The organism is Bacillus arachidis, assembly GCF_030285945.1.
Lineage (GTDB): Bacteria > Bacillota > Bacilli > Bacillales > Bacillaceae_G > Bacillus_A > Bacillus_A arachidis.
On record NZ_CP127373.1, the window covers coordinates 94,192 to 118,847 of the forward strand.

A 24,656-nucleotide genomic window follows, 5' to 3' on the forward strand; every position below is an offset into this window, starting at 1 on the left:
CTACACTAGTGGAGTCTTGCCTACAGAGGTAAGGCTCTTTTGTTGTGCCTGTGGTGAACAAACTATACACAATACCTCCTCAGACTCCTTTATGAAAGTAAACGGTTCTGGTGCAAAAATAAAAGAGAATAAAGTGTATATATCCCTAACAGGATTGTATTTTATGCTACCAGTCCAAAAAATTGATGGATGAATTCTTTCTGATTTTGAACAGACTGGTCCCGTACCTTGAAAGGCATCGAAACCATTCATGCTTTATATAAACAAAACCGAAGTCTTGGTTCGGACTTCGGTTTTTCGACATACAATGAATTACAGGAGCTACTAACAATCGCATAAAATATACAACTTTTTGTTGGCACCACTTAACCTTAACAAAACTTCGCAATAATATAAGACATCAGTATCAGTAGTTAATAATGAATAGAATTTTCGTTTTGGAGGGATTTTGATTCTCTAGGTTGATGGAGATGTGGCGAGATTCCAATATCTAGCTTTATTTTTTACTGCCCTCTTCGTAAATATAAATTGCATTCCCTCCTTGTATTAAAACAACGACCCTATCATTCTTTTTATATTTAATCATCGCGCCTTCTTTCTCCTGTGTTTTCCATCCAGCTAACCAAATTCCTACCTTATAATCAATGGATAATCCGTTTAAAAAACATGATCCTTTGTATTCATAGTCCTTATGTTCTTTCTGTTGTACATATTCCGCACGAGCAGGTACTGGGAACCCCTTTATCTTTGATTCAATTGTTCGATTATAGAAAATTATAAATCCGATTATAGCTACTACTGCTATCGTAAATAACCATTTCCACCTCATTGTATTTCACCATCCTTTATTTTCCTCTTTTTTTAATAAATAGAAAAATACCCCTTTACTTCCATCTTTATTAATTATATCATATTTTTGTATTATAATGATATTAAGAATGTAGGAGGATTTTATGAAATTAAGCAAAGTATTAGTTGGTAGCGCATTATTACTTGGTTTGATATTCAGTCAAATGTCAGTTACAAGTGCCGAGGAAAAAAAAGCAGATGATTATACTTTAGGTGAAATTGAAAGCGTTTTATTTGATTATTTTAGAGAACACAATCTTTCGCTCAAAGTAAATAGCGAAGAATTTCAGGCCTATCTGTTTAATCAATTAATGTACCATAAAGATAAAGAATTGGAAAAACACCCTCAATATGATCAAATTTTAGGATATGCTGCTGAGTATTTACATGAAAAATCCTTATATGCAGCTTCTACTGCGGATACGTCAAAAACTCAGTCTTTAACGGCTAAGTCTAACCCGAAAGAATTTAGCATGAAACCTGTGGCACAGAAAACAATTGGACAAATTAAAGAAGAAGTTCAAACAGAGGAAGCAGCAGCAAAAATAGAACAAGTACACCGAGCTCCCAAAATGGCTGCAGCACGTTCAGGATATAGTGGAAGCGCAGCTGCTAGTTACGCAGTGAAATGGGCAAAGGGCAGAAACCCTAACTTTGGCGATTATAGTGGTGGTATTTTTGGCGGTGGGGGAGATTGCACAAATTTCGTTTCACAAGCTGTAAATGCTGGTGGTAAAGGTATGAATAAATTAAAAAACATTTCATTCTCAACTGCTGATTTATTACCAGGGAATACATATTGGTACAGTGTAGTTGTGCCAAATGCAACTGGAAATCGTTCGGTATTTAAAGCTTCTCATACTTGGACTGTGGTTGAAAACTTCTATAATTACTGGTCTTCTAGAGTACCAACTTATGAGACTTATAGTCCTAAAGCATTAGAAGGTCAGGCTAATGTTGGGGACGTTATTCAATATCGCAATGATGAAACTGGCCGCAAATGGCACAGTTTAATGGTTACACATAAATCACCAGGTAGTTTCCAAATTAGTCAGCATAGTGCCGACAGAAAAAATGATGAAATTGGATATATTTTAGACAGTGATCCTAAAGTAAAAAAATCTAAACTGCTTATTCTACAATTTACGCGATCATAATGTGTAAACAATAGCTATTGCAATAGTCAATTAAACCTCATTATTTAAAGAAGATGCTATTTCTCCCAAGAGGAGTGGCATCTTTTTTGTTCTGGTGCAAAAATAAATTATCTAATAGGGGTCACCATACATGCCCATCAACTTAAAAATTTCATAACGCCCCCAAAACAAAAAAATTGTATATTTTCATCTGGAGATGTCAATTTTCTCATTTTGGGGTATTTGCTTTTCTTAGCTTGATGGGCATGAGGCGGTATCTCATAGTGAAGAAGGTTATTTTCAAGGATTTGTAGAATATTGTCATAACACGTATGAACTAGGTGGTGGAGTTTGATGAACATTAGATTAGAAAAGGCAAAAAATTCGGATGCGCAAGCTATTTTTGAAATTCAGGTTATGGCTTTTATGCCATTGTTAGAAAAATACAAGGATTATCATACAAATCCAGCAAAAGAAACAATTGAAAGAGTAATTACAAGAATAAATAACCCTAACGGTAGGTTTTATAAAATTTTAGTCGATAATAACCTTGTAGGTGCCATCTGTGTTTTTTGGAGAGAGGACGTACAATTTTGGATAAGTCCAATGTTTATTCTTCCTACTGAGCAAGGGAGAGGAATAGCTCAGAAGGCTATAAAATTAATTGAAGAAATGTTTCCTCAGGCAATTACTTGGGAGTTGGCTACGATATTAGAGGAAAAACGAAATTGTCATTTATATGAAAAGATGGGTTACATAAAAACAGGAGTTAGCAAAGAACTAAATGAAAATGCAACACTTATTTTTTATAAAAAGATTTGTTAATCCTTCCTTATGTAACTGAATTAATAAGTAAAAGAAATGCTATATATCGATTATGTATAATATGTAGAATTACTTATTTTATATGATTATTTTTATAAAAGAATTAGTAAATTATGTTAGGATATTATAAAAGTTTCGGAGGGGAAACTGATGAAAGTAAATAAAAAGGAGATACAAACAAACGACAAAGCGATTAGTTATACACATATAGAAATGGGTTCCAAAACAATCTGCTTTATGTTTTCAGGTTCAGGTTACAATTACGATAAACCATTGTTTTATTATGCGACGATGGCAATGCTCCAAAATAAAATCGATATTGTCCATATCCATTACTCCTATGATAAGCAAACAATGAAAAAGAATATTGAAGAAATAGCTAAAATAATGATGGATGATATTAATCCTGTGATTTTAGATGTTTTAAAAAATGGTCAATACAACGATACGATTTTTTTAGGCAAATCACTCGGAACAATTCCAATTGCAAATGAACTTATGAAGAGAGAGGAATTTTTAAATTCAAAAATGATTTTACTTCCCCCCCTGTTGAGGTCTGATTCGCGATTTGACTCTATTTTTAATAGTCAACATCAAGGGCTGTTAGTTATCGGGGATAAAGACCATCATTACAATTCAAATCAAATTGACCAATTAAGTAAATCAAACTTAAAAATTGATGTTGTCCAAAATACAAACCATTCCTTAGATGTTGGAGAATTTGAAACAACAAATTCAATTTTAACTTTATCAAGGATAATGGAAAAACTCCAAGAAACCGTTAGAATAAATTAATGATAAACTGATATTAGGGGTCACCATATACGGTACTATATTTCATGTTGCAAGCAAAGTAAAAGAACCCTACACAAAGCAGGATTCCTTTATCAGGTAATTCTGTTGGCAAATGAGCTTTGACCATAAGGAATTGAGTCTTGGACCACTCAATTCCTTTTTTATGTTATAAAAATTTGTAATTAGATTTCAAGAAAAAATATATAATGAGTATGAAAGTTCATAAAAGAATTCTATTTTGTTTTTTCATGAATCTAAAAATCAAATCATCTAATTCTTGGCTTAATAAAAGTACTTTTTCATGATTCATACCATATTTGATAGCAAGTTGAACTAATTCATTCTTTTTGTCTTCTATCAAACTATGTAACAATGTTAATTCCATTTATAAACTCCTTTATACTTATCGTTTTAATAAGAAAAATATTCAAATAAAAAAACAAGACCGTTAATTACAGTCTTGTCTTAAATGTTCTTATTCAAGTGAATAACTCTAATAAAGAGAATACACTAAAAATTATATTATTTAAATAGAAAAACCCTAAAAAATTGAATAAATATCATTTTTTACTAATGTAAAACTTATATTTTAGGTATTCTGTACAACTTCCTTACACACATCAACAAGGGGTACGGAATAAAGGTAGTAAGTTCACTTTACTGATAAACGGTCTATATTTCCAACGACTTCATTATAGAATGAATAAATATCGCTAATCCCTAATGCATCTTCGATATCAATTCCTATAAAATCAATATGATCCCAATTCTTTTTTGTCGCTGTATAATTCCAGACACCTTTTTGAGCCTTTTCAGTATATGCTTGATTTGGATGTCCCAATGGATACTGAGCAGAAACTACACTCACAAGACCATCATTTGCCCACCAATCATTAGTAATAAATGGTTCTAAATCTTCCCTTGTGTACTTACCAATATGCATGCTAGGCATAAGCATAAGTGGATTCATCGTTAGTATAGGCAAAGCATGTCCCGTTATTAATGAAGGATACGTCGCATCTCCTGTATAAGAGAAATAATAAACATCATTAAAGGTTTTTACCCATTGATTTAACTCTTTAGAGCCAACTGTCGTTAAATCATAAGCACTAATATCCTTACTCTTCCAAACAGTACTATTAAACACACGATCCGCATATTGTAAGAAATTTTCCCCTTGCTGACGTTTTAATCCCCAGTGATCTAATTTAAAATCATAAACAAAAGTTTCAGGATTACTTCCTGACAAACTAGCAATCTTTAATATAAATTTTTTAAAAAATGATGTCACATTTTCTTTATCTGCATATGTAGAACCATTATGAGGGCTACCGATACTTGTAATACTTTTTACCCAATTTTTATTCCCATCAAATAAAGAAGAAATCCCTTCTTCTGGATGTTGTTTTGCATATTCCTGTTCTTTTGCACTGCCCTCTCTCAATAATTGAAGTAATACTCTTCCCGTTGGCCCTCCCATACTATGTCCAACGAAATGAACCTTATATTCTTCGCTCCATTGACTATATATTCCAGGATACCTTCTCCCATAGCGAGCATGCCCATGTTCTTTTGCATGTGCTACACCGTAATCTACTGTTCCACCTTTTATGTATGCATATAATTCAACTGCACGATCCCAATTACTTGAGAATGGACCAACTGAAGCTGTATATGTCCTATATCCTTGTTGATTTAAATTTGTCTCAATATCTTTAAAACCTCCCCAATATTTAAAACCAAATAACTCATCTCTTCCCCATCCAGCTAAACCATGAATAAGGATAATAGGCTCCGTTACGATTGATTCAGCTTCCTTTGACTTTACAGGTGACCCAAATAAAGTAATAACAAATATCACAGATAATACCCCACTCAAAAATCGTTTCATGATACACCTCCCGTTTTTTTGTAATATTACTGAATATTCCGTCTTTTTTAAAGGGATATATTAATTTTCTCAACAATCTTTCTTTTTTTTATTTAACTCCATTTTAAAAATTGATGTTTATTATGGTTCTATTGCAAAGATTTCTAAACTAAGATAACCTGTAGAAAGTTTGAAAAAAGCATAAACAGGTTGGTAAATGAGGAACAATGTTTAGGAAGTAGCTAGTAATTGTTGAAGTTCATTGTACGTTGAAAAGGCAGAGTCTCTTTGAAGACTTCACCTTTGTTTATATAGGGGTAGAGTCACATCGCTATCAAGCTAAGAAAATACAACTACCCCCAGAACAAGATTTTGTGCTAATTTGTAATAAAAAAGCTCATTTTTTCGTTTTGGGGTGGATTTGTTTTCTTAAGTTGATGTGCATGGGGTCACCATATCAAAAAAAGAAAATTGTACGTTTAGACACAATTTGGACACAAATTAAGCTGTTTGGTGTACGCTAAGACAACTTTTCGGCTAAATAAGGACTATTTGGCACTGGAAAGTCGATGTTCTCTAAAATGTCAACTGGAATATTACTTTCACTTATGCTTCCTATCTTGGCAAATTTATGGGTAAAGTGACATTTGAAAAGGAAGAGAGTCCAATTAGGGGGATGTGTAGCAATGAAGAAATATATTCAGAGTAATATTTATTTTCAGTTTATTCCATGTTAGGATAATTATGTATTTTAAAACCATTTTAAAAGGGGGATGAAGAAATGAAGAATCTTAAGAAATGGGCAACGATGATCAGTTCTGTAATAGTGCTAGTTTCTATATTTTCTTTTGCATTACCAATTCCCAAAGCAGAAGCCGCAGTTGTTAATGGATCAGACCCGATTGCTACAGGATGTGCTAGAGATGCAATAACAGTAGGCTACGATCAGTATAGTGGTGCTCAAGTTGAACTTCGCTATAGCCCTAGTTGTAGAAGTGCTTGGGCTAAATTCGATATTGGTACTGATACATGGGCAAAAGAAGCAAGTGCAACAATTACACGAAATGATGGCGTGAAATATTCATGTTCTGTCAAAAGATCACTGGGACAGAAATCTTGTTATACGAGACAGGTTAATGATGCAGGGTATACTGCTCGTGCTACTTCTAATGTTCTCTTTCAAAGAGTATATGGTGGTGGTTATTGGTGGGAATATTTAAATACTCGTTGGTATTAATTCTGTAGTTCAATTCTAGATGAAATATATTGAGAGCGTGTTTTGAAAAAAGATTGATCCAAAACACGCTCTTTCTTTTTGCTCGTTTATCAAGGCTATTAGTATTAATTTGATCAAACATTATTCCAAAGCTACAATAGTCCTTGTGTTTGAAAGCCTATAAAAACCTTTAGTACTATCCATTCTCGTTATATCCATGGCTACTCACGGCCAGCTTATGGGTTAATAATTGATTCACGGTCAACTTATACTTCCAGTTTCGTTAAAAAATTAGATAATCACCTACAAAAACCAACTGTTTTTTGGCCAGCTTATAAGTAAAGTGACAACTAATGGGAAAAGTGACTGTAGTTTGTAAAAATAATGATAAGACCTTTGGAACAGAATGTTTAGCGACATTACGGCCAGGCGATCTATGTATTCGAGATTTAGGCTATTATTCACTGGATGATTTAGATCAAATGGACCAACGAGGCGTGTATTATATATCGCGGCTTAAACTAAATAATATGGTGTATATCAAAAATGAGTTTCCTGAATACTTTCGAAATGGAACAATAAAAAAACAATCTCAGTACATCAAAGTTGATTTAGAACAAATTATGAATACCTTAAAACCAGGACAGGTCCATGAAATAACAGACGGTTATATTGGAAAGGATAAAAAACTATTCACACGAGTTATTATGTATCGATTAACTGAAAAACAACTTCATGAGCGTATGAAAAAACAAGTGTATACGGAAAGTAAAAAGGGCATTACATATTCAGAGAAAAGCAAACGATTAGCTGGTATTAACATATATGTTACCAATACACCTTGGGAGATTGTTCCGATGGAACAAATACATGATTTTTACTCTCTTCGCTGGCAAATCGAAATTATCTTTAAAACTTGGAAATCACTTTTTCAAATCCATCATTGGCAAAATATCAAACAAGAGCGATTAGAATGTCACATTTATGGAAAACTTATTGCTATTTTTCTATGTTCTTCTACTATGTTTAAGATGCGACAGTTGATTTTACAAAAGAAACAAAAAGAATTAAGCGAATATAAAACCATTGGAATAATAAAAGATCATCTATACATCTTATATCAGGCTATACAACAAAACACTCAAGAAATAACAAAAATCTTGTGTCGTCTATTCATCCTCTTACTGAAAAATGGACGAAAATCTCACAGATATGAGAAGAAAACAGTCTTTGATATCCTGGGTGTTGTTTATGATTATAGTGGATTGGAAAAACAAAAGAAAATTGCATAATTTTTAAAATTGGGTTGATTGAGGTTTATTTGGTATGCTCATTTTTAAGGACACAAAGTATTTTAAGAGTTTTTCCGTTCATATGAACGAAAGTACATTTTATTTGGGTTCTTAAGTTGATGGGCATGTATGGTGACCCCTATTATGTAGTAATGGTGGAAATAGCCGTTTTATAAATTAATTGCTGTTTACCGTTCACCATCAATAAAATTGTGAATCTATCGATACCAAGTATCTGACCAGAAAACCGAAAGCCATTTTTTAAGATGATTATCACATTTTCTTTTTTATTTTTCAGTTGTTCATAGTACTCATTTTGTATATTTTGCATTGATACTCTCATCCCCTTTTTACATCATGGTATCATATTTCATCTAAATCGGGTTTTTATGTAATATATTTTTTCCGATCATTAGCCAAAAGCTAAATGATACGCTCCATTTTATATATTTAGCTATCCAAAAAGGGAACAGAAGAGTCCCCAGGATTAAATGTATACTAGTATTTTGTGACATTTGTTTTATTAAACAATACGGTACGTGAAATTTTTTTGATGTGACTTAAAAAAGCTCCTCTTAGAGGAGCCAATTATTTTACAAGATACTTCTGTAATTCCTCTATTATAAGCTCTGCACCTGCTGGACTTAGCGTAATCTTTCCGTCTGCTAAAGTAATATTTTTATCAGATACTTCCCCTGTTATTGTACAAGCTCCTTTAGTTTCATATTTTTTCAAGATGATCTTTTCACCTTCTACATAAATCTCTAATGGTGTCTTTTCTTCAATTTCCAGTGTGCGTCTTAACTCCATTGGTATAACAATACGTCCTAATTGATCTAATTTTCGAGTTACTCCTGTTGATTTCATGAAACCTCTCCCTCGTATATTATTTTTTAGTTACTCTTTCAAGCGACGATTTAACACAATGTTCTCTTGGACGTCTGAGGATATTCCTAGATAATGAAAGTAAGGATCATTTGGGACAATTCTCCCTCTCCCTGTAGGCTTTAACTACATTAAAAGACTGTTTCCCAGTGTTCGCTTTATTCTTCCTACTCACAGGCTGTTCTCCTTAATTCAAACCTAGCTGTTAGTAGCGCTAGGGCGGCTTTTGAAGCAAGGGTAAGTTCTTATACACGAGGATGTTGGTCAGCGTTCACACTAGGGATATCCCCAGACGTCCAAGAAAGAGATTTTCCAATGATTCTAAAAGAAAGGAGGAACTCTCTCATGAAACTATTTGTTGGTTTAGATGTGAGCTCTCAAGATGCAAAAGTTTGTTTTTTAAATGGTGAAGGTGATCGATTAGAATCGTTCACCATTACAAATGACTTACCTGGAGCCATAATATTAAAAGAAAAAATTCTGAACACAGCTTCCAAATTAACCTGTGAAGTGATTAAGATTGGCTTAGAATCTACGTCGATTTATAGCTACCATCCAGCTATGTTTCTTCACAATGATAAGGAGCTAAGAACCTACGGTTCTCAAGTGTTTATGATTAATCCAAAACAAATTGCAAACTTTAAGAAAAGTTATCCAGAGATGGATAAAACAGATGCCATTGATGCATTTGTCATTGCAGACTATGTTCGTTTTGGACGTCATACGATGTCGATTGTGAAGGAAGAGCAATACATTGCCTTACAACAGTTAACTCGTTCTCGTTATCAACTCGTACATGCCTTAACAAAAGAAAAACAACATATTCTCTGTAAAGGATAAGTTTGTATCTTTTATAATCTTAGAAATATATTGTGATAGATAATTTTCCCTATAAGCAGTATGATTCTTGGTTTGGAATATAGTCCCGCCATTTTTATTTCCGATATCTACGGGTAATCTTCTCCGTATTCGAAACGCAACGATGCGATTAAAAATCACCTTATTAATAGAAACAATCCGTTCGTTATCACCCTTTGTATCTACTGTTAAATAATAACGTCCACGTATATCGTCATATTCAATGTCTTCCCACAATGCATGTGCCACTTCTGCCACACGTAATCCAGTGGTAGCCAGGACCGATAATAAAGCATAATTGATTTCATTATCCTTATAGTAATGAAGCAACTGCTTCACTTCCTCATATGATAACTCGCGTTTTGGTTTATGGTGTTTATTAACGGTCGTACTTAGAATTTCCATATGAAGAGGTTCCTGGATATATTGAATTTCATATAGCCATTTCAAATACGAACGGATCACACCAAGTTTCCGACTAATCGTAGATGCTTTGTATTTTTCTTTTGATTGATTGGAAATTGCCTCCTGGGACAGCCATGTTTGATAGTTACGGATATGGCGCTTCCTTAGATTCCTCCAGACTTGGCCAACTTTATAATCTTTTACATCTTGCTGCAGAAATTCTGTACTTTGTTTGATAAAAAAATAGAACTGACTCAAATCACGAGCATATAGAGTTCTGGATTCATCTTTTATACGCTTCTCCTGGTCAAAGTGTTTTTGGCGGTTTAAGTAATAGTACAGTATCTCTTCGTCTGAAAATCCTTCGTATGTATAAGTATCTTCTCTTTCGTTATTTTCCTTTTTAAATTCAGCTTCATCTATATAATCACGATTCCATGCTGCAATTATGTTTGTGAAATTTTGTTTTTGTTTCTCTATATTTTCTAAAGAAGTTTCACTATGAACTGTATTCAATTCAAATTTCATTGTTCTTCAACTCCTTATAAATTCCTTTTATATCTATTATTATAACTGAATTACATTCAAAATAATTTACATAGAAGGATTAAATTTTATAAAAATGAAAGTAAAGAACAACTATAGAAAATACGTATTACCCCTCACTTTTTTAGACATTTCTATGTGCAGTACTTATATGACTACAAGGGGCTTGCACCTCATGTAATTGCAGCTGCAGTTGGTCATAAAAATGATAGAACGACAAAAGAAAATTATTTGAAACAACGATTAACGAAAGATAATGATGCTGGAAATCTAATTTCGGAAGATGAATTCTAATTATATCGCATATTTTGTATTGAACAGATTCAATACCACTGTCTATAGTTATGTATTTTTTACATAATTAAAATTGATTATATACCTGTTTTTTCTGTTTGTTCTTATAAGGATTCATTAGTTCTTCGCCAAGATTCCCTAAACAATTAACATATCCATAGGGAAGCGTGTAGAACCTTGCTATAATGAAGATACAGATATATTCCACTTAGCGTTAAATGAGTTAACAAACGGAAATGATTTATAGAATTTTTGCACCAGTACCAGAAAATTTAAGACTAAATCATTTACTTTAAAGTAGCGAATCCGCTGCTTTTGTATTTTGCATAGAAAAAGGAACCATAATAGGCTCCTTAGTTTGATTCTGAAGTTTTGTAGTTTTTATTAAGGAGATTTCGTAGATCAATAATAAGAAATGATAAAAATGCCAAAGTTAGGATGCCGTTTATCCAAAAATATGTGCTTCCACTTGTGTATTTGTCATAGAAGGTATAGGTATTAAAAATTAAAAGTATGATTGAGCAGATAATTGAAGTTACTAATGAAACTAAACTTCGCATTATTGACACCTCGATTCTAAAAATTATAACTTTTAATACAATTATACATTTAAATAATAAGATTAACAAATAAATTTACCCTAAGGAGGAATGAAGATAAATTACTTACTATGGTTCTGTTGCAAAGTTTTTTACATAAAGCTACACTCTAGAAAATAGGATCTAGGAGAATCAGGCATGAGATATTTTAAAGGAAAACAATTCAAGAAAGATATAAATTCAGTAGCCGTCGGGGTTCTGTATTTCATAATATATAAAATCTAAATATATTGTAATTTTTATGCTATACTTTAAAAGACACCTAATGTTTATACTATACAACGGTATCTACAACAGCAGCTGAAAAGTCCCTATCTATAATGATAGATAGGGACTTTTCTAATTCTCAGTTACAAAATACAAAACATAAATTCAACAGGAAGCGGAGAGAATGGTGCTATGTATCCTAAGTTTTTTGATAAAATGGCCTTTTCAAAAGAACATAAAGATTTATTAATTCAATTATATAATAAAGAAATTACAAGAAAAGAGTATAATTGTTTATTAAACAATCTATATGATACAAATTCTACAGTACATAAAAATAAGAAACCAGATAATATGCTGTCTACTTAAAACTTTCAATATTCTCAACAACCTAAAAAATAAGGGTTCTGGTGCAAATACAATGAAAGCTTGAAAAACAAGTAGACTTCTTTCAGAATCCTACCTTATGCTGTAAATCCAAACAACTGATGTATAAATTCCTTCTGGTTTTTGACGGACTTCTCCCGTAAGAAAACTTGCTTCTTTCGAAGCATATGCATCGCTTCCATACCACTCAATATCTTTGTGGCAGTTCGAAACGATTTCAATCCTAGCATAGAACGAACTCGCTTCTTTATAATGCGATGGTCTTGCTCAATGATATTGTTTAGGTACTTCTGTTGTCTCATTTGCGTGCCAGAAGGCATGCTTTTTTCTTTTTGTAATTCTTGAATCGCTACAGGTTACGCTAGATTCTTATCGACTGTGATCACGCGGGGAGAGGACACATGCGAAGAAGCCAAGGCTTTTTTGAAAAAGCACTTGGCTGATTGGGTATTTCTATTTTTGCTAAGATAAAAATCAATGGTGGTTCCTTCGGAGTCCACTGCACGATATAGATACATCCATTGAACTTTTACTTTGATATACGTTTCATCGACTCTCCAGGAATCATTTGTTAGCTTAAGATGAGGTCTTATCCTTTCATCTAATTCCGGTCCATATTGATGAACCCAACGCATAATCGTTGTGTGAGCCATCGATAAACCGCGTTCTTCCATCATTTCCACCAAGTTACGAAACTTAAGGTTGTACCGTAGGTACCATCTCACTGTTAATAAAATAATGTCAGGTTGATAATGTTTCCACTTGAACAAATTTTGCTTTTCCATACTGATCACGTCCTTTTTAGAGTACTAGTATCAGTATGGAAAAGTTTACTAGACTTCTTGCACCAGAACCTACAACAGTACAATCAAAATGCTATTTTATGTAATTTTCTAGAAGTTAAGTCCTTATAAAATTAATTTAAGAAATATAATTATTAAAATGATAAATGGACAAAATCAATGAAAAAGAAATGTAAAGGTATACCAAGAATTATCTATCTAATTAAATATAAAACAGCAAAACGAATTTTAAAGGTGTACCTTTCATAATAAGTTGAAACATATATTTAAAATATAGTTTAACCATTTTTAAAAAAATTGTATTACGGATATGTTTATCTAAAGAAGGGGGGATTAACTTGAGGAAATGTGAGCCAAGCTCAAGATATTGAGCTTGGCCCTTAGGGATGTATTTTCTTAGTGATTGTAATTCATATTATCACCTCCTTTAATGGATATTTGGAGAACAGAAATTTAAAACACATAATAAATTAACTAATATTGTTAGGAAAAAGAAACTGGCAACAACTCAATACCTCTTGAAGTAGCTGTGACCCTACGTGTTGGGCGTCTCAATAATCGTAAACGACTCGACTCTTCTAAAAGACATAAAATCAATTCTTTAATTGCTAATTTACCAAAAAAAGTTCCTACACATGTATGTGGTCCCCAACCAAACCCCAGATGTGGATTTTTTGAACGGTCAAGAATTATACTATCAGGTTCAGGAAACACTTCCGGATCCCTATTGGCTGCAGCAAACAGTACTACAATTACATCACCTTTCTGAATTGTAGTATCTCTAATTTTTGTCGTTTTGGCAGCTATGCGACCCGTTCCTTGTGCTGGTCCATCAAAACGAATTAATTCATCCACCCCAGTGTCAATTAAAGATTTATCATTTAATTTATCAAATACTTCTGGGTGTTCTAATAGAGCAAGTACAACATTACCAAATACAGCATATAAAGATCCAAAACTTGCATTGAACATCGTACCAGTTGTATTACGAATGTAATGCTCAGGAACATTTGTGTTTTGAGCATGCTTTCTAATGTATGAAACAATTCCTGGCCTATCTTCAGCAGCAAACCACTCACCAACAAGAGTATTGAGTTTTTCGCGTGCTTGATTACCTGGTTCAATATTCTCAGGTCTTAGTCCTGAATCCATTTGTCGAGTAATAGCTTCCGATATTTCAAGAAAAGAATCCAAGTTTGGCTCATCAACACCAAGTGTAATTGCTGTCATACTTAATGCTAGCGGAGCGGAAACCTCTCTCATAAAATCAAATTCATTTATTGATTTGTGTTTTTTAAAAATATCTTTAATTAATACATGTATTTTCTCTCGAACATTATTAATATCCTGTGAATTAAAGGCTCTCGTTAATAGATTACGCAAAGGTATATTGTCAGGTGGATCCAAAGATTGAACAGTATGACGTACATCTGGAATTTCCACTCCAACTCGTCTCCTATCAGTTGTAAACACTTCATGATTACGTAGCACTTCTTTACAATCATCGTATCTTGTTAATACCCATGATTTCATTCCCTCATGCCAATAAACGGGAGCGTTCTCTCTTAACTTTTTATAAATAGGATATGGATTCAATAATGTTTCAGGATCGAGAGGATCATATTTAAGTTCTATTTTTTGTAACATAATCGTCTCCTTTCACAAAAAATAATGTTTTATCTTTTTCTATAAATTAACAAGAGCTCTCCTAATCACCAATACCCTCCTTAATTGTCTCCTCAAGAAGGGATTCTAATTTGGAAACTGATTGAATCTTATTAGCATAAATAGGAGCAGCATGAGTTATGCTAAATTCATCAGCTATTATCGCACTCGCTAAAGCGATGTCAGTAAACTTTTTTCTTTTCTCATTAAAACTCCGTAGTTGATTTATAATTCATAAATCAAATTTAACATTTTTAGCATAAATGTAAATATTTTGAATTTGTAGAAATATTATTTTGATTATTATGAATATTATGACATATATAAAGTTTTAATTTTGAACAAAGTTGCGATGTTTTGCCCCTTTGGATCTGTTTATCTAAAGGGGGTCACCATACATGCCCATCAACTTAAGATTTTGAAGTACCCCATCGCTATCAAGCTAAGATTTTAAAGTACCCCCTAAATGGAAATTTTGTGTTTTTATAGCATCGAAGTTTATTTTTCTCTTTTTTGGGATAACTTTTTCTCTTAAGTTGATGGGCATGGGGTACCACCACACATCCATCAACTTAAAAATTCAAAATTACCCTAAAACGAAAAAAAGCCCTAAATTTATAAGGCTCTTTTTGGTTCTGGTGCAAAAATAAAATAAAAGAGAATAAAGTGTATATATCCCTAACAGAATTGTATTTTATGCTACCAGTCCAAACAATTGATGGATGAATTCTTGCTAATTTTGAACAGACTGATCTCGTAAATCAATCTGTTCTTTTTTGATCATATGCATGGCTTCAACACCACTCAATATGGAAGTTGCTGTTTTAAATGACTTGAATCCCAACATAGAACGCACGCGTTTCTTAATAAAACGATGATCTTGTTCCACTATATTATTGAGATATCTAACTTGCCTTAGTTGTATGCCTTTAGGCATATGTTTCTCTTCTTTTAATTCTTGAATCGCTACAGGATAGGCAGGATTCCTATCTACTGTTATCACGCGAAGTTTAGAAACGTACGAAAAAGCCAAGGCTTTCTTGAAAAAGCGCTTGACTATTTGTTTATCTCTTGATTGACTTAGATAAAAATCAATTGTATACCCTTCTGAATCGACTGCACGATATAAGTACATCCATTGACCTTTTATTTTGATATATGTTTCATCGACTCTCCACGAGTCATTTGTTGGCTTAAGATGATGTCGTACTTTCTCTTCTAGTTGAGGTCCATATTGATGAACCCAGCGCATAATCGTTGTGTGAGCAATTGATAATCCTCTTTCCTCCATCATTTCCACCAGGTTACGAAAGCTCAAATTGTACCGTAGGTACCACCTTACTGTTAATAAGATTAGTTCCGGCTGATAATGCTTCCATTTGAACGAATTCTCCTTTTCCATACTGATCACACACCTTTTGTAGAGTAGTAATATCAGTATGTCCAAGTTTAAGAGATTTTTTGCGCCAGAACCAATAATTCTAAGAATAAAAAAAGGAAAATCATATATTTTAGATTAAAATAGTTACTATTTAATATAAAATAAAAAGTTAGAAATATCAAAAAAAGTTGACTATTACCATATAATGTAATAATCTTTAAGCCATAAAGATAGTAGAGACGCAGGAGGTTGATAAATTGAGAATATGATTTAATTGATAGAGTTTCGAAGGAGAATTATGGCCTAAAATGATATCTGGTTTAAACTACTCTTTTACAACTAATTATAGGATACATTTAATACTGAGAGCTAATGGTGTTTATTATATATAGTTTATAATTATCTTGGTTAAATGGAGTGATTGAAAATAAAACACATATTATTGATTAGTGGTTTACCATATGCCCAGAAAAAATTGGATTTATTAGGCCACAAAATTACATTAGTTGTAAATAAAAAAGACTTAAAATTTGGTAATAAAGCAATCGAATACGCTTCTCGAACTTTAATTTTAAGTGATAAAGATGACCTCCTAAAAATTATTAATGCTTTACATGAATCAGATCCTTTTGATGGAGTTATTTCTTTTTCAGAAGGAGGATTATTACAGGCAGCTCAATGTGCTGAAATGTTAAAGTTACCAGGAATGCAGGTTCAAGCTGTAAAAAATACAATGGACAAATATTTATTTAGATGTTGCCTTAATAGTATTCCCGAATGCAATGTAAAGTTCCAATTATGTAGAAACGAAGAAGAAGTAGTTGAATTTTATAATAAGCTTCGGAACAAACAGTTAGTGCTAAAACCTGTCAGCGGTATGGGAAGTAAAGGAGTTATTTCAGTAAATGATAAGAAAAATATAAAAGAAGCATTTCGCTATAGTAGTAATAACTTTAATACTCCAGTCTTAGCTGAATCTTATTTGGAAGGTGATGACTTTAGTGTTGAAACTTTTACTAATAAAGGTCATCATCAATTAATTGCTATAACAGATAAATATAATACTGGACCTCCTAATTTTGTAGGGAAGTACCATGTTATTCCAAGTGAAATTGATGATAAAAAGCGGGATTTTATTTTCAATAAAGTAGCAAGAGTACTTGATGTTTTAAATGTAAAGTTTGGACTAGCTCATACAGAAATTAAAGTTCTTGATACCGAAGTGAAAATAATTGAAGTGCAATTAAGACCTGGAGGAAAATTTTATCATCTAATTGAGAACGGGCTAGGAATTGATGTTTTTGAATTAGCAATAAATTCAATGTTTGATATTGTTTATCAACCTAAAAAAGGAGTTGGTTCTGCATCAATATATTATTTTGATGCTAAGGAGGAAGGCATAGTAGAAAAAGTTGAAGGTATTGAATTAGTGTCTAAAAATACGAATGTTTGTGACATAAATATTCGAGTTAAACCAGGGTGTTTCATAAAAAAATGGACAGATACTTCCGATCGTTTAGGCCATATAGTTTGTACAGGTGTAAATTCCCATTTGAGCTTACAAACAGCTATGTTTTTAGCTAATCAAATTAAATTTATGATAAAACAAGAAAAGGGAGTTAAAAAATAAGTGGCAAAAATTTTATTTATTGAAACGAACCCTATCGGTTTAGATGTGATGTTAGAAGCCAAAAAACTTGGCCATTATGTAATCTTTATTACTTCAGATCTACAGTATTACCTTCGTGGTAATACATTAGATAAACATCCACTAGGTAGAGTTGATGAAGTAGTAGAAGTATCAAGTACATATAATACTCAAGTTTTAATTAATTTCATTGAAAATAATTTTTCCTATAAAGAAATTGATGCAATTATTACTCTAAATGAAATCCACTCAAATGTAGTAGCACATTTAGCCGAACACTTTGGTGTTGCAGGTTTAAATCCTCAATCAGCAGATATTGCACGTAACAAATATTTAACCAGAAAATTACTAAGTAATTTCTGTATCCCTTCACCTAGTTATCAATATGCTAAGACCCTAAATGAAATAATTAATGTTTCAGAATCCATAGGATATCCTATAATAATTAAACCAATTAATGGTACGGGAAGTTTATTTGTAAAAGTGAATCATTCAAAAGAAGAGGTTATTCAACACTATGAAATATCTGAAAAAGTGAACACTTTCAGTAGAAGTGTACCGAAAAACGATGGATATTTAGTCGAAAAATTTATTGAAGGTGACCTAATAAGTGTTGAAACAGTATCTTGCAAAGGTCATCATGAAATTATTGGTATTACTAAGAGAGAGTTAGAAGGATACCCATATTTTATTGAGGTAGGTTCTATCTTTCCATCAGAAATCTTTCAAGCAAAAGAAATAGAGATGTTGACAATGAAAATATTAAATTGTTTAAATTTTAACTTTGGTTTTTCACATATTGAGTTTATTTTATCTGCAGATGGACCCGTATTCATAGAGATTAATCCAAGACTAGCAGGTGGAGTGATTCCAAAATTAATTGAACTATCTTATGGCATTAATATATCAAATTATTTACTAAACCTATATCTACAAAAAAATAACAAATTGGTTATTAAATCGAGAAAAATAGCGGGTTCTTATCATTTTACATCTCCCCAAAAAGGATTTTTAAGTCAAGTCCTAGGTTGGAACGAGATTACAAATAGTAGACTCGTACAAAAAGCTTCATTAAATAAAAACATAGGACATAAACTCAATGGACTTAAATCTAATTTTGACAGACTTGGCTATGTAATTATAGAGGGTGATTCTGAGCACGAAGTGATAAATGAAATACTTAGAATAAAAGATTTATTTTCAATAAAAGTAAATCAAAAAAATTATAATTGTTAAATTTCTGGAAGTGTAGCTTAATCAATATATTTAATACTTAAATCGAATAAATTATAAAATCTCCTATCTTAACCATTCGATAGGTATATATAATTTACTAATAATAAGTAAAGAGGTGTTCTAATTGCAAACTTTAAGAAATAATATTGATCATGTTTTAAGTGATTTTAAAAACGCAACTGGTAATACACCACTTATACAAATCTCATTATCAAATGGAAGTAATATTTATGCAAAATGCGAATGGACAAACCCAACTGGTTCAATAAAAGACAGGACCGCTTATGGATTAATTAAAAATGCAAGAGATATGGGGGATTTTCATCAAGAAAGTAAAATTCTGGAATATAGCGGCGGGAATTTAGGGAAATCACTTGCCGAAATATGTTATCGCGCAGGTGTAGAATTAAATTTAGTTTTTAGTCCAGGAACAAGTAAAACATACAAAAAAAGTTTAATAGATTTTTTAAAAGAAAAAAATGCAAACCTTATACCATACAGTAGTGAAGATGGTTTTTGGGGAGTAATGCAACACACAATAAAGGTAAGTAAGGAAAACCCTTCATACACTTTTTTATATCAGCACGTAAATGAAGCAAACTTTAATATTCATAAGAATTGGACTGGTAAAGAGATCATAAATCAACTTAGAGGAATTAAATTAAATGCATGGGTGGCAGCGATCGGTAGCGGAGGCACCTTAATGGGGGTATACGAAAAGCTTCAAGAATATTTTCCTAGTATTGAATTACACCCTGTTTCACCTGCAGAGCAGCCATATGGTACAACAGAAAAACCAAATACCATGACTAAATTATCGGGAACTAGTGGATTAGGTTATGGGGAAAAACAGAAGTTTGTGCAAAGAAAGGAGCATATGTTTAAAGAGCATTGGAAAATAAAATATGAGGATGCATTAATAGAAATGGAGAGATTCTATAAAGAAACAAACATTCAAATTGGTTCGTCAGCTGCAGCTAATCTAATTGTTTCAAGAAAGATTGCAGAGCAAAAGGATAACTTTAATGTTGTGACCGTTTTTCCTGATAAAGGAAGTTTAGAGGAATGGGATTTGATTAGTAATGGATTATAATCAAGTATTAGAGAATAGTTTTAAAAAGAGCTATTCAGAAGGTCTAGATTTGTGGACAAGAGATAGTTTCTTAAATACTCATATAATAAATTATGCAGATTCTTTGAAGGGAAATGATAGAAAAATTTTAGACATTGGAACAGGAAAGGCTCAAAATGCACACATCTTTTTAGAAAAAGGATTTTATTTCGTCGGAATAGATATCACTCAACAAAAAGTATGGGAGTTCCTTGAATCAAAATATCCGGGAAAAGTTAAATTCTATCACAGCCATTTCTTACACTGGAATAATGAAGAGAATCTATTTACGAATGTACTTGACGTAGGCTGCTTACATCATCAGAGATATGAAGATATCCCAAACTATCTAAAAAAGGTAAGTAACATATTAACCAAAGATGGAAAATATCTTTTAATAGTATCTGCATATGATGATGGGGAAGAAAACGAAAAAATGCACAAGGTTGAAATTCTTCCTAGTGGGAAAATAAGAAATAAGTTCAATGCACTCGAACTAAAGTCTCTTTTAGGTGAGGATTTTGAAGTTGAGAGCATAAAGCGCATTCATAATGTTGAAAGAAATCGATTCTTATTAGAAGTAATTTCGAAAAGAAGGGTATAGGGTATAAGTTATAAATATTTACATGCTTAATGAGGTGCAGATATTATCTACTTAATTTAAAAATATTCGAAAGTAAAAATGTTTAATCACGATAGATAAACTTAAATCTACGATTTTTTTCTTTTGTATAAGAAAAAATCTACAATATAAACTCTAGTATTAAATAAGTGTACTTAAAAGTACAGCAATAAAGATAATTTTATGGAAAATGAATTTCTACCTATCTAGTATTTGATGAAGTGAGGAGAAGCTATGTTGAAATATTTAAACAGCATAAATTTTTGCAGGATACCATCTGGAAAATTTCGGTTTGGTATAGATTGGAATATGGAAGATTTCGTTAAGAAATCAGAAGAATATAGAATTCCTATTGAATGGTTATTAAAAGAAACACCATTAAATGAAGTATATCTAGATGAATATGATATATCAGACTCTCCAATTACTGTCGGTATGATGAGTGAATTTTTCAATTACAACTCTAAACTCTCTATTCCAAAAGAATTAAAATATAACATTGATAATCACAACATGAACTTACCAGCCTATCCTATTAGTTATGAATTAGCTTTGTCTTTTTGCGCTTGGTTGTCTTTTATCCTAGATGAATGGATTGATTTACCAACAGAATATGAATGGGAAAAAAGTTCTAGAGGAACTGGTGATAGAACATTTCCTTGGGGGGATTCCGAAAATTATGAGATTTTGAATATCAGAAAAAACGGAATCCCATCTGAACCTATTAATATTAAGACACATTTAGAGAATGTTTCTGTATATGGCGTATATGATTTGGCTGGCAATGTAGAAGAGTGGACAAGAAGTTACAATAAGCCTTATAAAAACAGTAAATTAATCTACTCAAACCTTTTAAATTATCCAATACTTAGAGGAGGTACTAGTGAACATGGTATTGACTTAGCAAGAAGCACTAGAAGACATGGAAATCATCCAAGTCTATATACAGGTTTCAGGGTTGTTAAAAGAAAAAACACTACCAATATTACATCAATTATGTATCAAAGTGTTCAAAAATCAAACAGCTTAAAGCTTGGTGATTTTGTTTTAGGAAAAATATTAAATATTGACTCAGACACAATAGTGGTTCACTTATTAAATGATATAAAGACTATAGTTAACATTAAATCACTACCCACAGAAATAGTTGAGTTGTTTGGTAGTTTTAAAAATAAAGACTCTGAGATTTTATTAAAAATTGAAGATATTATAGGTGACATTTACCTTTGTAAAAGACCTTCCTTAGAAGAGATAGATCAATTTTTCACTGTGAATCAGTCTAACAAAACAGAAAAAAATAATTTAGAACTAAAAAGATATCATGGGTGGGGAATATGATTATAAATATTGAACATTATGAGGTGCTTAGTGCAAATTTAAATATAATTAAGATGCAAAATACAGATGAATATATATATTTATTTGGCCCCGTGGATTTACCAATTTATATTGAGGATTCTGTTGTTAATTTTAAATGGTATACCTGGTTTAAACAAAATGAAAAGTGGTCTAAAGAAGAATTAATAAATAAATTACCTGCTTTAAAACACAATGAAATTCAACAAAGTTCTATTTTAACCTATGGTGACATAGAAAATGACATGTATCTAAAAGTAAGGTTTCACAGTATTTGTCATACAGGTGATATTTTTGGAAGTCAAAAATGTGATTGTGGCGCCCAACTTAGAAGTTCATTAAAAAAGATATATGAAAATAATTCTGGCGCCTTATTTTATTTATCAAACCATGAAGGAAGAGGGATTGGGCTTTTTAGTAAAGCCATGGCTTATTCTCTTCAACAAAGGGGGCTAGATACTGTTGAAGCAAATTTAGCATTGGGTCACGGTGAGGATACACGTAACTATACTGAATCCGTAGAAATTTTAAAATATTTAAGAAGTAAGCCCATAATTTTATTGACAAATAACCCAACTAAAATTGATTTTCTTACTAAAAATGGGATAGAAGTTCTAAAATCTGAAAGAATTATAGTAGACTATAACGAACATAATAAAAAGTATATTAAAGCTAAAGTAGATAAAATGAAGCATATTATTAAACTTTAAAATAACAGTACACGTTTAACATATTGATATTTTTATAAAACATGAGTAATTTTAATATATTTCAATTTTATATGAGGAGGAAATCAAATGCATACAGGACCTATTAGGGCGCTAGTTATTGATAATAAAGGGGAATATATATATACAGGAGGATATGACAAAAAATTATATAAATGGAATTTTGAAACAGGGAAATCCAAACTAGTAACCAAGCATAATCACTTGATTACTAGTTTAGCAATTAGTACTGATTCTAAATATTTAATATCAGGTTCAGCTGATTATACAATTAGACTATTTGATCTCGAAACAGAACAGCTTGTACAAACATATTTGGGTCATACTGATGATGTGGAATTTGTTACTTTTACTCCAGATGACAAGTATATTATATCAACTTCTAATCAACATGATGGTAGAGTGCTAGTATGGGAAGTAAAAACGGGGAAAATCATAGTAGAATTTACAGAACATAAAAGTAGTGTCAAATCTGTTTGGACATATAATGAAAAAGTATTTTCGAGTGATAACGACGGAAATGTATATGTTTGGGATATTAAGACTGGTAATGTAATAGACAACTTAGGTCCATATGAATATGATATAGATACAATTAATGGGAGAGCAGAAGATCACAAAATATTTCTGGGTTTAGATAATGGGAACATTGATGAATATGATGCCAAAACACATAAATTCATAAGAACTATTCCTGCTCATGACATTGGATTAAAATGTATCAAATTCTCACCTTCTGGAAAGTTAATTTTAACAGCAGCTTACGATCATAAAGTTAAAATATGGAATGAAAGATTTGAACTCATTAATACACTACCAACTTATATGTATCAATGGGAGGTTTCTTTTGGGTTTACTCCTAATGAAAAATTTGTCGTTGGTTGTACGTTTGGAAACAAATATTGTGTATGGGATATAGAAAGCAATCAATTAATAGAAGAAGGGATTAAAAATTCTACTCCTTCAATAAATGATATTGCAATAAATTATAACGGAGATATTGCTACCGCTTCAGATGATGGAATATTCAGAATTAATAACGAGGAAATTGGATCAACAAATCAGGTACTAAATAACGCAGTAGGAATCAGTAAACATAAGCCTTTTGCAGTGTGGGGAGATCATAAAGGTGAGATTCACGTTTTTGATACTAAAGTTAAAAGTTTAATTAAAACGATACCTCTCGATTCAGGGCCAATTAACTCAATTGTTTTTGATAGCTATACTAATTCTTTTTTCGTTGGTACTTATGGGGGAATGATTTATAAAATTGATATTGATAACTTGGAAGTCCAAAATAAGTTTAAGGGAAATGAAGGTGCCATTAAAGGTATGGTTATTGAAGAAAACATAATTGTTTCTGGTTCTTCTGGTGGACAAGTTCATGTTTTTGATAAAAATGACGTAAATAAATTACCTACACAGTTGATAGGCTCATCATTTATAATAAATGATGTGGCATTTAGTAAAGAATTAAATTTAATCTCTACAGTTAGTAGAGACAAAATTGTGAGAATATACAATGCAACAACATTTACATTAGAGGGTATTCATAATTTACACAATTATTCTATTAAAACAGTAAGCTTTAATAATGAAGGTGTTTTATTTGCCGGGGATTATTGGGGATACGTTAGTATTTGGGATATCAAAAATAACTCAAAAGATATTATTAAAGTTGCATCAAACGGAATAAGTTTTATGGATTCACATAGTAATCTAGTTATTGCTGGTTCATATGATGGTGGAGTTTATTCTATTAACTCCAACGGTTTTTTTGAAGAAAAAATCAGATTATTCAACCAAGAGAAGGAATTCCAAATAATCTAAATGTCGGTTCATAAGGACTGCTAGTATTTAATTACTAATTCCATACGGAAAAGGAATTAAAGTTATTATGATTCTCAAACAAAATCAGACAAGAGAAACATCTTGTCTGATT

Annotated in this window: 20 protein-coding genes and 7 pseudogenes; 16 read left to right on the forward strand and 11 right to left on the reverse strand. The window is 31.8% G+C overall.

The features are described 5' to 3' along the window. Positions 1 to 219: 219 nt before the first annotated feature. Positions 220 to 339, forward strand: a pseudogene (locus QRY57_RS00515) (IS6 family transposase); the annotation flags it as partial. A 157-nt stretch (positions 340 to 496) separates the two neighbouring features. Here the strand turns inward: QRY57_RS00515 and QRY57_RS00520 are convergent. Continuing rightward, on the reverse strand, positions 497 to 829 hold the full coding sequence (locus tag QRY57_RS00520) for a hypothetical protein (RefSeq protein ID WP_286015200.1): 333 nt from the start codon (positions 827 to 829) through the stop codon (positions 497 to 499). Between the two features lie 124 nt (positions 830 to 953). On the opposite strand from QRY57_RS00520, the gene QRY57_RS00525 reads away from it, so the two are divergent. From QRY57_RS00525 to QRY57_RS00535, 3 genes are all read left to right on the forward strand, one after another. Next, positions 954 to 2,006: an amidase domain-containing protein gene (locus QRY57_RS00525; protein ID WP_286015201.1), complete on the forward strand. Its 1,053-nt coding sequence runs from the start codon at positions 954 to 956 to the stop codon at positions 2,004 to 2,006. Positions 2,007 to 2,339: 333 nt separating this feature from the next. Next, entirely contained in the window at positions 2,340 to 2,810 is a 471-nt protein-coding gene (locus tag QRY57_RS00530; protein WP_286015202.1) for a GNAT family N-acetyltransferase, read from the forward strand. Between the two features lie 150 nt (positions 2,811 to 2,960). Continuing rightward, positions 2,961 to 3,605 (forward strand): alpha/beta family hydrolase, encoded by a 645-nt coding sequence (locus QRY57_RS00535; protein ID WP_286015203.1) that lies wholly within the window; start codon positions 2,961 to 2,963, stop codon positions 3,603 to 3,605. A 220-nt stretch (positions 3,606 to 3,825) separates the two neighbouring features. Here the strand turns inward: QRY57_RS00535 and QRY57_RS00540 are convergent, their stop codons facing one another. The 3 genes and pseudogenes from QRY57_RS00540 to QRY57_RS26955 all read right to left on the reverse strand — a co-directional run. Continuing rightward, the gene (locus QRY57_RS00540) at positions 3,826 to 3,990 is read right to left on the reverse strand and encodes an aspartyl-phosphate phosphatase Spo0E family protein (RefSeq protein WP_097970130.1); all 165 of its coding nucleotides are present in this window, start codon (positions 3,988 to 3,990) and stop codon (positions 3,826 to 3,828) included. A 267-nt stretch (positions 3,991 to 4,257) separates the two neighbouring features. Further along, positions 4,258 to 5,496, reverse strand: a complete 1,239-nt coding sequence (locus tag QRY57_RS00545; RefSeq protein WP_286015204.1) for an esterase/lipase family protein — start codon at positions 5,494 to 5,496, stop codon at positions 4,258 to 4,260. Between the two features lie 210 nt (positions 5,497 to 5,706). Next, positions 5,707 to 5,790, reverse strand: a pseudogene (locus QRY57_RS26955) (IS6 family transposase); the annotation flags it as partial. Between the two features lie 466 nt (positions 5,791 to 6,256). Here QRY57_RS26955 and QRY57_RS00550 point away from each other — a divergent pair. Both QRY57_RS00550 and QRY57_RS00555 read left to right on the forward strand, forming a co-directional pair. Then, positions 6,257 to 6,712 carry a DUF2690 domain-containing protein gene (locus QRY57_RS00550; protein ID WP_286015205.1) on the forward strand — a complete coding sequence of 152 codons (456 nt, stop codon included), beginning with the start codon at positions 6,257 to 6,259 and terminating at the stop codon, positions 6,710 to 6,712. Between the two features lie 356 nt (positions 6,713 to 7,068). Then, positions 7,069 to 7,983 (forward strand): annotated as a pseudogene (locus tag QRY57_RS00555) (IS4 family transposase); the annotation flags it as partial. A 142-nt stretch (positions 7,984 to 8,125) separates the two neighbouring features. Here QRY57_RS00555 and hfq read toward each other — a convergent pair. Both hfq and QRY57_RS00565 read right to left on the reverse strand, forming a co-directional pair. Next, complete coding sequence (hfq, locus tag QRY57_RS00560; protein ID WP_286015207.1) at positions 8,126 to 8,314, reverse strand: RNA chaperone Hfq; 189 nt, start codon at positions 8,312 to 8,314, stop codon at positions 8,126 to 8,128. A gap of 257 nt (positions 8,315 to 8,571) precedes the next feature. Then, complete coding sequence (locus tag QRY57_RS00565; RefSeq protein WP_286015208.1) at positions 8,572 to 8,850, reverse strand: AbrB/MazE/SpoVT family DNA-binding domain-containing protein; 279 nt, start codon at positions 8,848 to 8,850, stop codon at positions 8,572 to 8,574. Positions 8,851 to 9,213: 363 nt separating this feature from the next. On the opposite strand from QRY57_RS00565, the pseudogene QRY57_RS00570 reads away from it, so the two are divergent. Further along, positions 9,214 to 9,696: pseudogene (locus QRY57_RS00570) on the forward strand (IS110 family transposase); the annotation flags it as partial. On the opposite strand, the pseudogene QRY57_RS00575 reads toward QRY57_RS00570, so the two are convergent. Beyond that, a pseudogene (locus QRY57_RS00575) lies at positions 9,688 to 10,659 on the reverse strand (tyrosine-type recombinase/integrase); the annotation flags it as partial. The pseudogenes QRY57_RS00570 and QRY57_RS00575 overlap by 9 nt on opposite strands. A 120-nt stretch (positions 10,660 to 10,779) precedes the next feature. Between QRY57_RS00575 and QRY57_RS00580 the strand changes: the two are divergent. Next, positions 10,780 to 10,971, forward strand: a pseudogene (locus QRY57_RS00580) (tyrosine-type recombinase/integrase); the annotation flags it as partial. A gap of 353 nt (positions 10,972 to 11,324) precedes the next feature. Here QRY57_RS00580 and QRY57_RS00585 read toward each other — a convergent pair. Beyond that, positions 11,325 to 11,531: a hypothetical protein gene (locus tag QRY57_RS00585; protein WP_286015209.1), complete on the reverse strand. Its 207-nt coding sequence runs from the start codon at positions 11,529 to 11,531 to the stop codon at positions 11,325 to 11,327. 438 nt (positions 11,532 to 11,969) lie between these two features. On the opposite strand from QRY57_RS00585, the gene QRY57_RS00590 reads away from it, so the two are divergent. Next, positions 11,970 to 12,146 carry a hypothetical protein gene (locus tag QRY57_RS00590; RefSeq protein WP_286015210.1) on the forward strand — a complete coding sequence of 59 codons (177 nt, stop codon included), beginning with the start codon at positions 11,970 to 11,972 and terminating at the stop codon, positions 12,144 to 12,146. 95 nt (positions 12,147 to 12,241) lie between these two features. On the opposite strand, the pseudogene QRY57_RS00595 reads toward QRY57_RS00590, so the two are convergent. From QRY57_RS00595 to QRY57_RS00605, 3 genes and pseudogenes are all read right to left on the reverse strand, one after another. Continuing rightward, positions 12,242 to 12,949, reverse strand: a pseudogene (locus QRY57_RS00595) (IS6 family transposase). Between the two features lie 501 nt (positions 12,950 to 13,450). Beyond that, positions 13,451 to 14,614 carry a cytochrome P450 gene (locus tag QRY57_RS00600; RefSeq protein ID WP_286015211.1) on the reverse strand — a complete coding sequence of 388 codons (1,164 nt, stop codon included), beginning with the start codon at positions 14,612 to 14,614 and terminating at the stop codon, positions 13,451 to 13,453. 751 nt (positions 14,615 to 15,365) lie between these two features. Continuing rightward, positions 15,366 to 16,034 carry an IS6 family transposase gene (locus QRY57_RS00605; RefSeq protein ID WP_286015037.1) on the reverse strand — a complete coding sequence of 223 codons (669 nt, stop codon included), beginning with the start codon at positions 16,032 to 16,034 and terminating at the stop codon, positions 15,366 to 15,368. 400 nt (positions 16,035 to 16,434) lie between these two features. Here QRY57_RS00605 and QRY57_RS00610 point away from each other — a divergent pair, with 400 nt between their 5' ends. The 7 genes from QRY57_RS00610 (at position 16,435) to QRY57_RS00640 (ending at position 24,544) form a co-directional block, all read left to right on the forward strand. Continuing rightward, positions 16,435 to 17,643 (forward strand): ATP-grasp domain-containing protein, encoded by a 1,209-nt coding sequence (locus QRY57_RS00610; RefSeq protein WP_286015038.1) that lies wholly within the window; start codon positions 16,435 to 16,437, stop codon positions 17,641 to 17,643. After that, the gene (locus QRY57_RS00615) at positions 17,644 to 18,897 is read left to right on the forward strand and encodes an ATP-grasp domain-containing protein (protein WP_286015039.1); all 1,254 of its coding nucleotides are present in this window, start codon (positions 17,644 to 17,646) and stop codon (positions 18,895 to 18,897) included. A gap of 124 nt (positions 18,898 to 19,021) precedes the next feature. Continuing rightward, complete coding sequence (locus tag QRY57_RS00620; RefSeq protein ID WP_286015040.1) at positions 19,022 to 19,990, forward strand: pyridoxal-phosphate dependent enzyme; 969 nt, start codon at positions 19,022 to 19,024, stop codon at positions 19,988 to 19,990. After that, positions 19,980 to 20,612, forward strand: coding sequence for a class I SAM-dependent methyltransferase (locus QRY57_RS00625; RefSeq protein ID WP_286015041.1), 633 nt, complete (start codon positions 19,980 to 19,982; stop codon positions 20,610 to 20,612). The genes QRY57_RS00620 and QRY57_RS00625 overlap by 11 nt, the downstream gene beginning before the upstream one ends. 252 nt (positions 20,613 to 20,864) lie before the next feature. Further along, complete coding sequence (locus QRY57_RS00630) at positions 20,865 to 21,968, forward strand: formylglycine-generating enzyme family protein (protein ID WP_286015042.1); 1,104 nt, start codon at positions 20,865 to 20,867, stop codon at positions 21,966 to 21,968. After that, positions 21,965 to 22,696 carry a GTP cyclohydrolase II gene (locus QRY57_RS00635; RefSeq protein WP_286015043.1) on the forward strand — a complete coding sequence of 244 codons (732 nt, stop codon included), beginning with the start codon at positions 21,965 to 21,967 and terminating at the stop codon, positions 22,694 to 22,696. The genes QRY57_RS00630 and QRY57_RS00635 overlap by 4 nt, the downstream gene beginning before the upstream one ends. 87 nt (positions 22,697 to 22,783) lie before the next feature. Further along, on the forward strand, positions 22,784 to 24,544 hold the full coding sequence (locus QRY57_RS00640) for a WD40 repeat domain-containing protein (protein ID WP_286015044.1): 1,761 nt from the start codon (positions 22,784 to 22,786) through the stop codon (positions 24,542 to 24,544). The last annotated feature ends 112 nt before the right edge of the window (positions 24,545 to 24,656 follow it).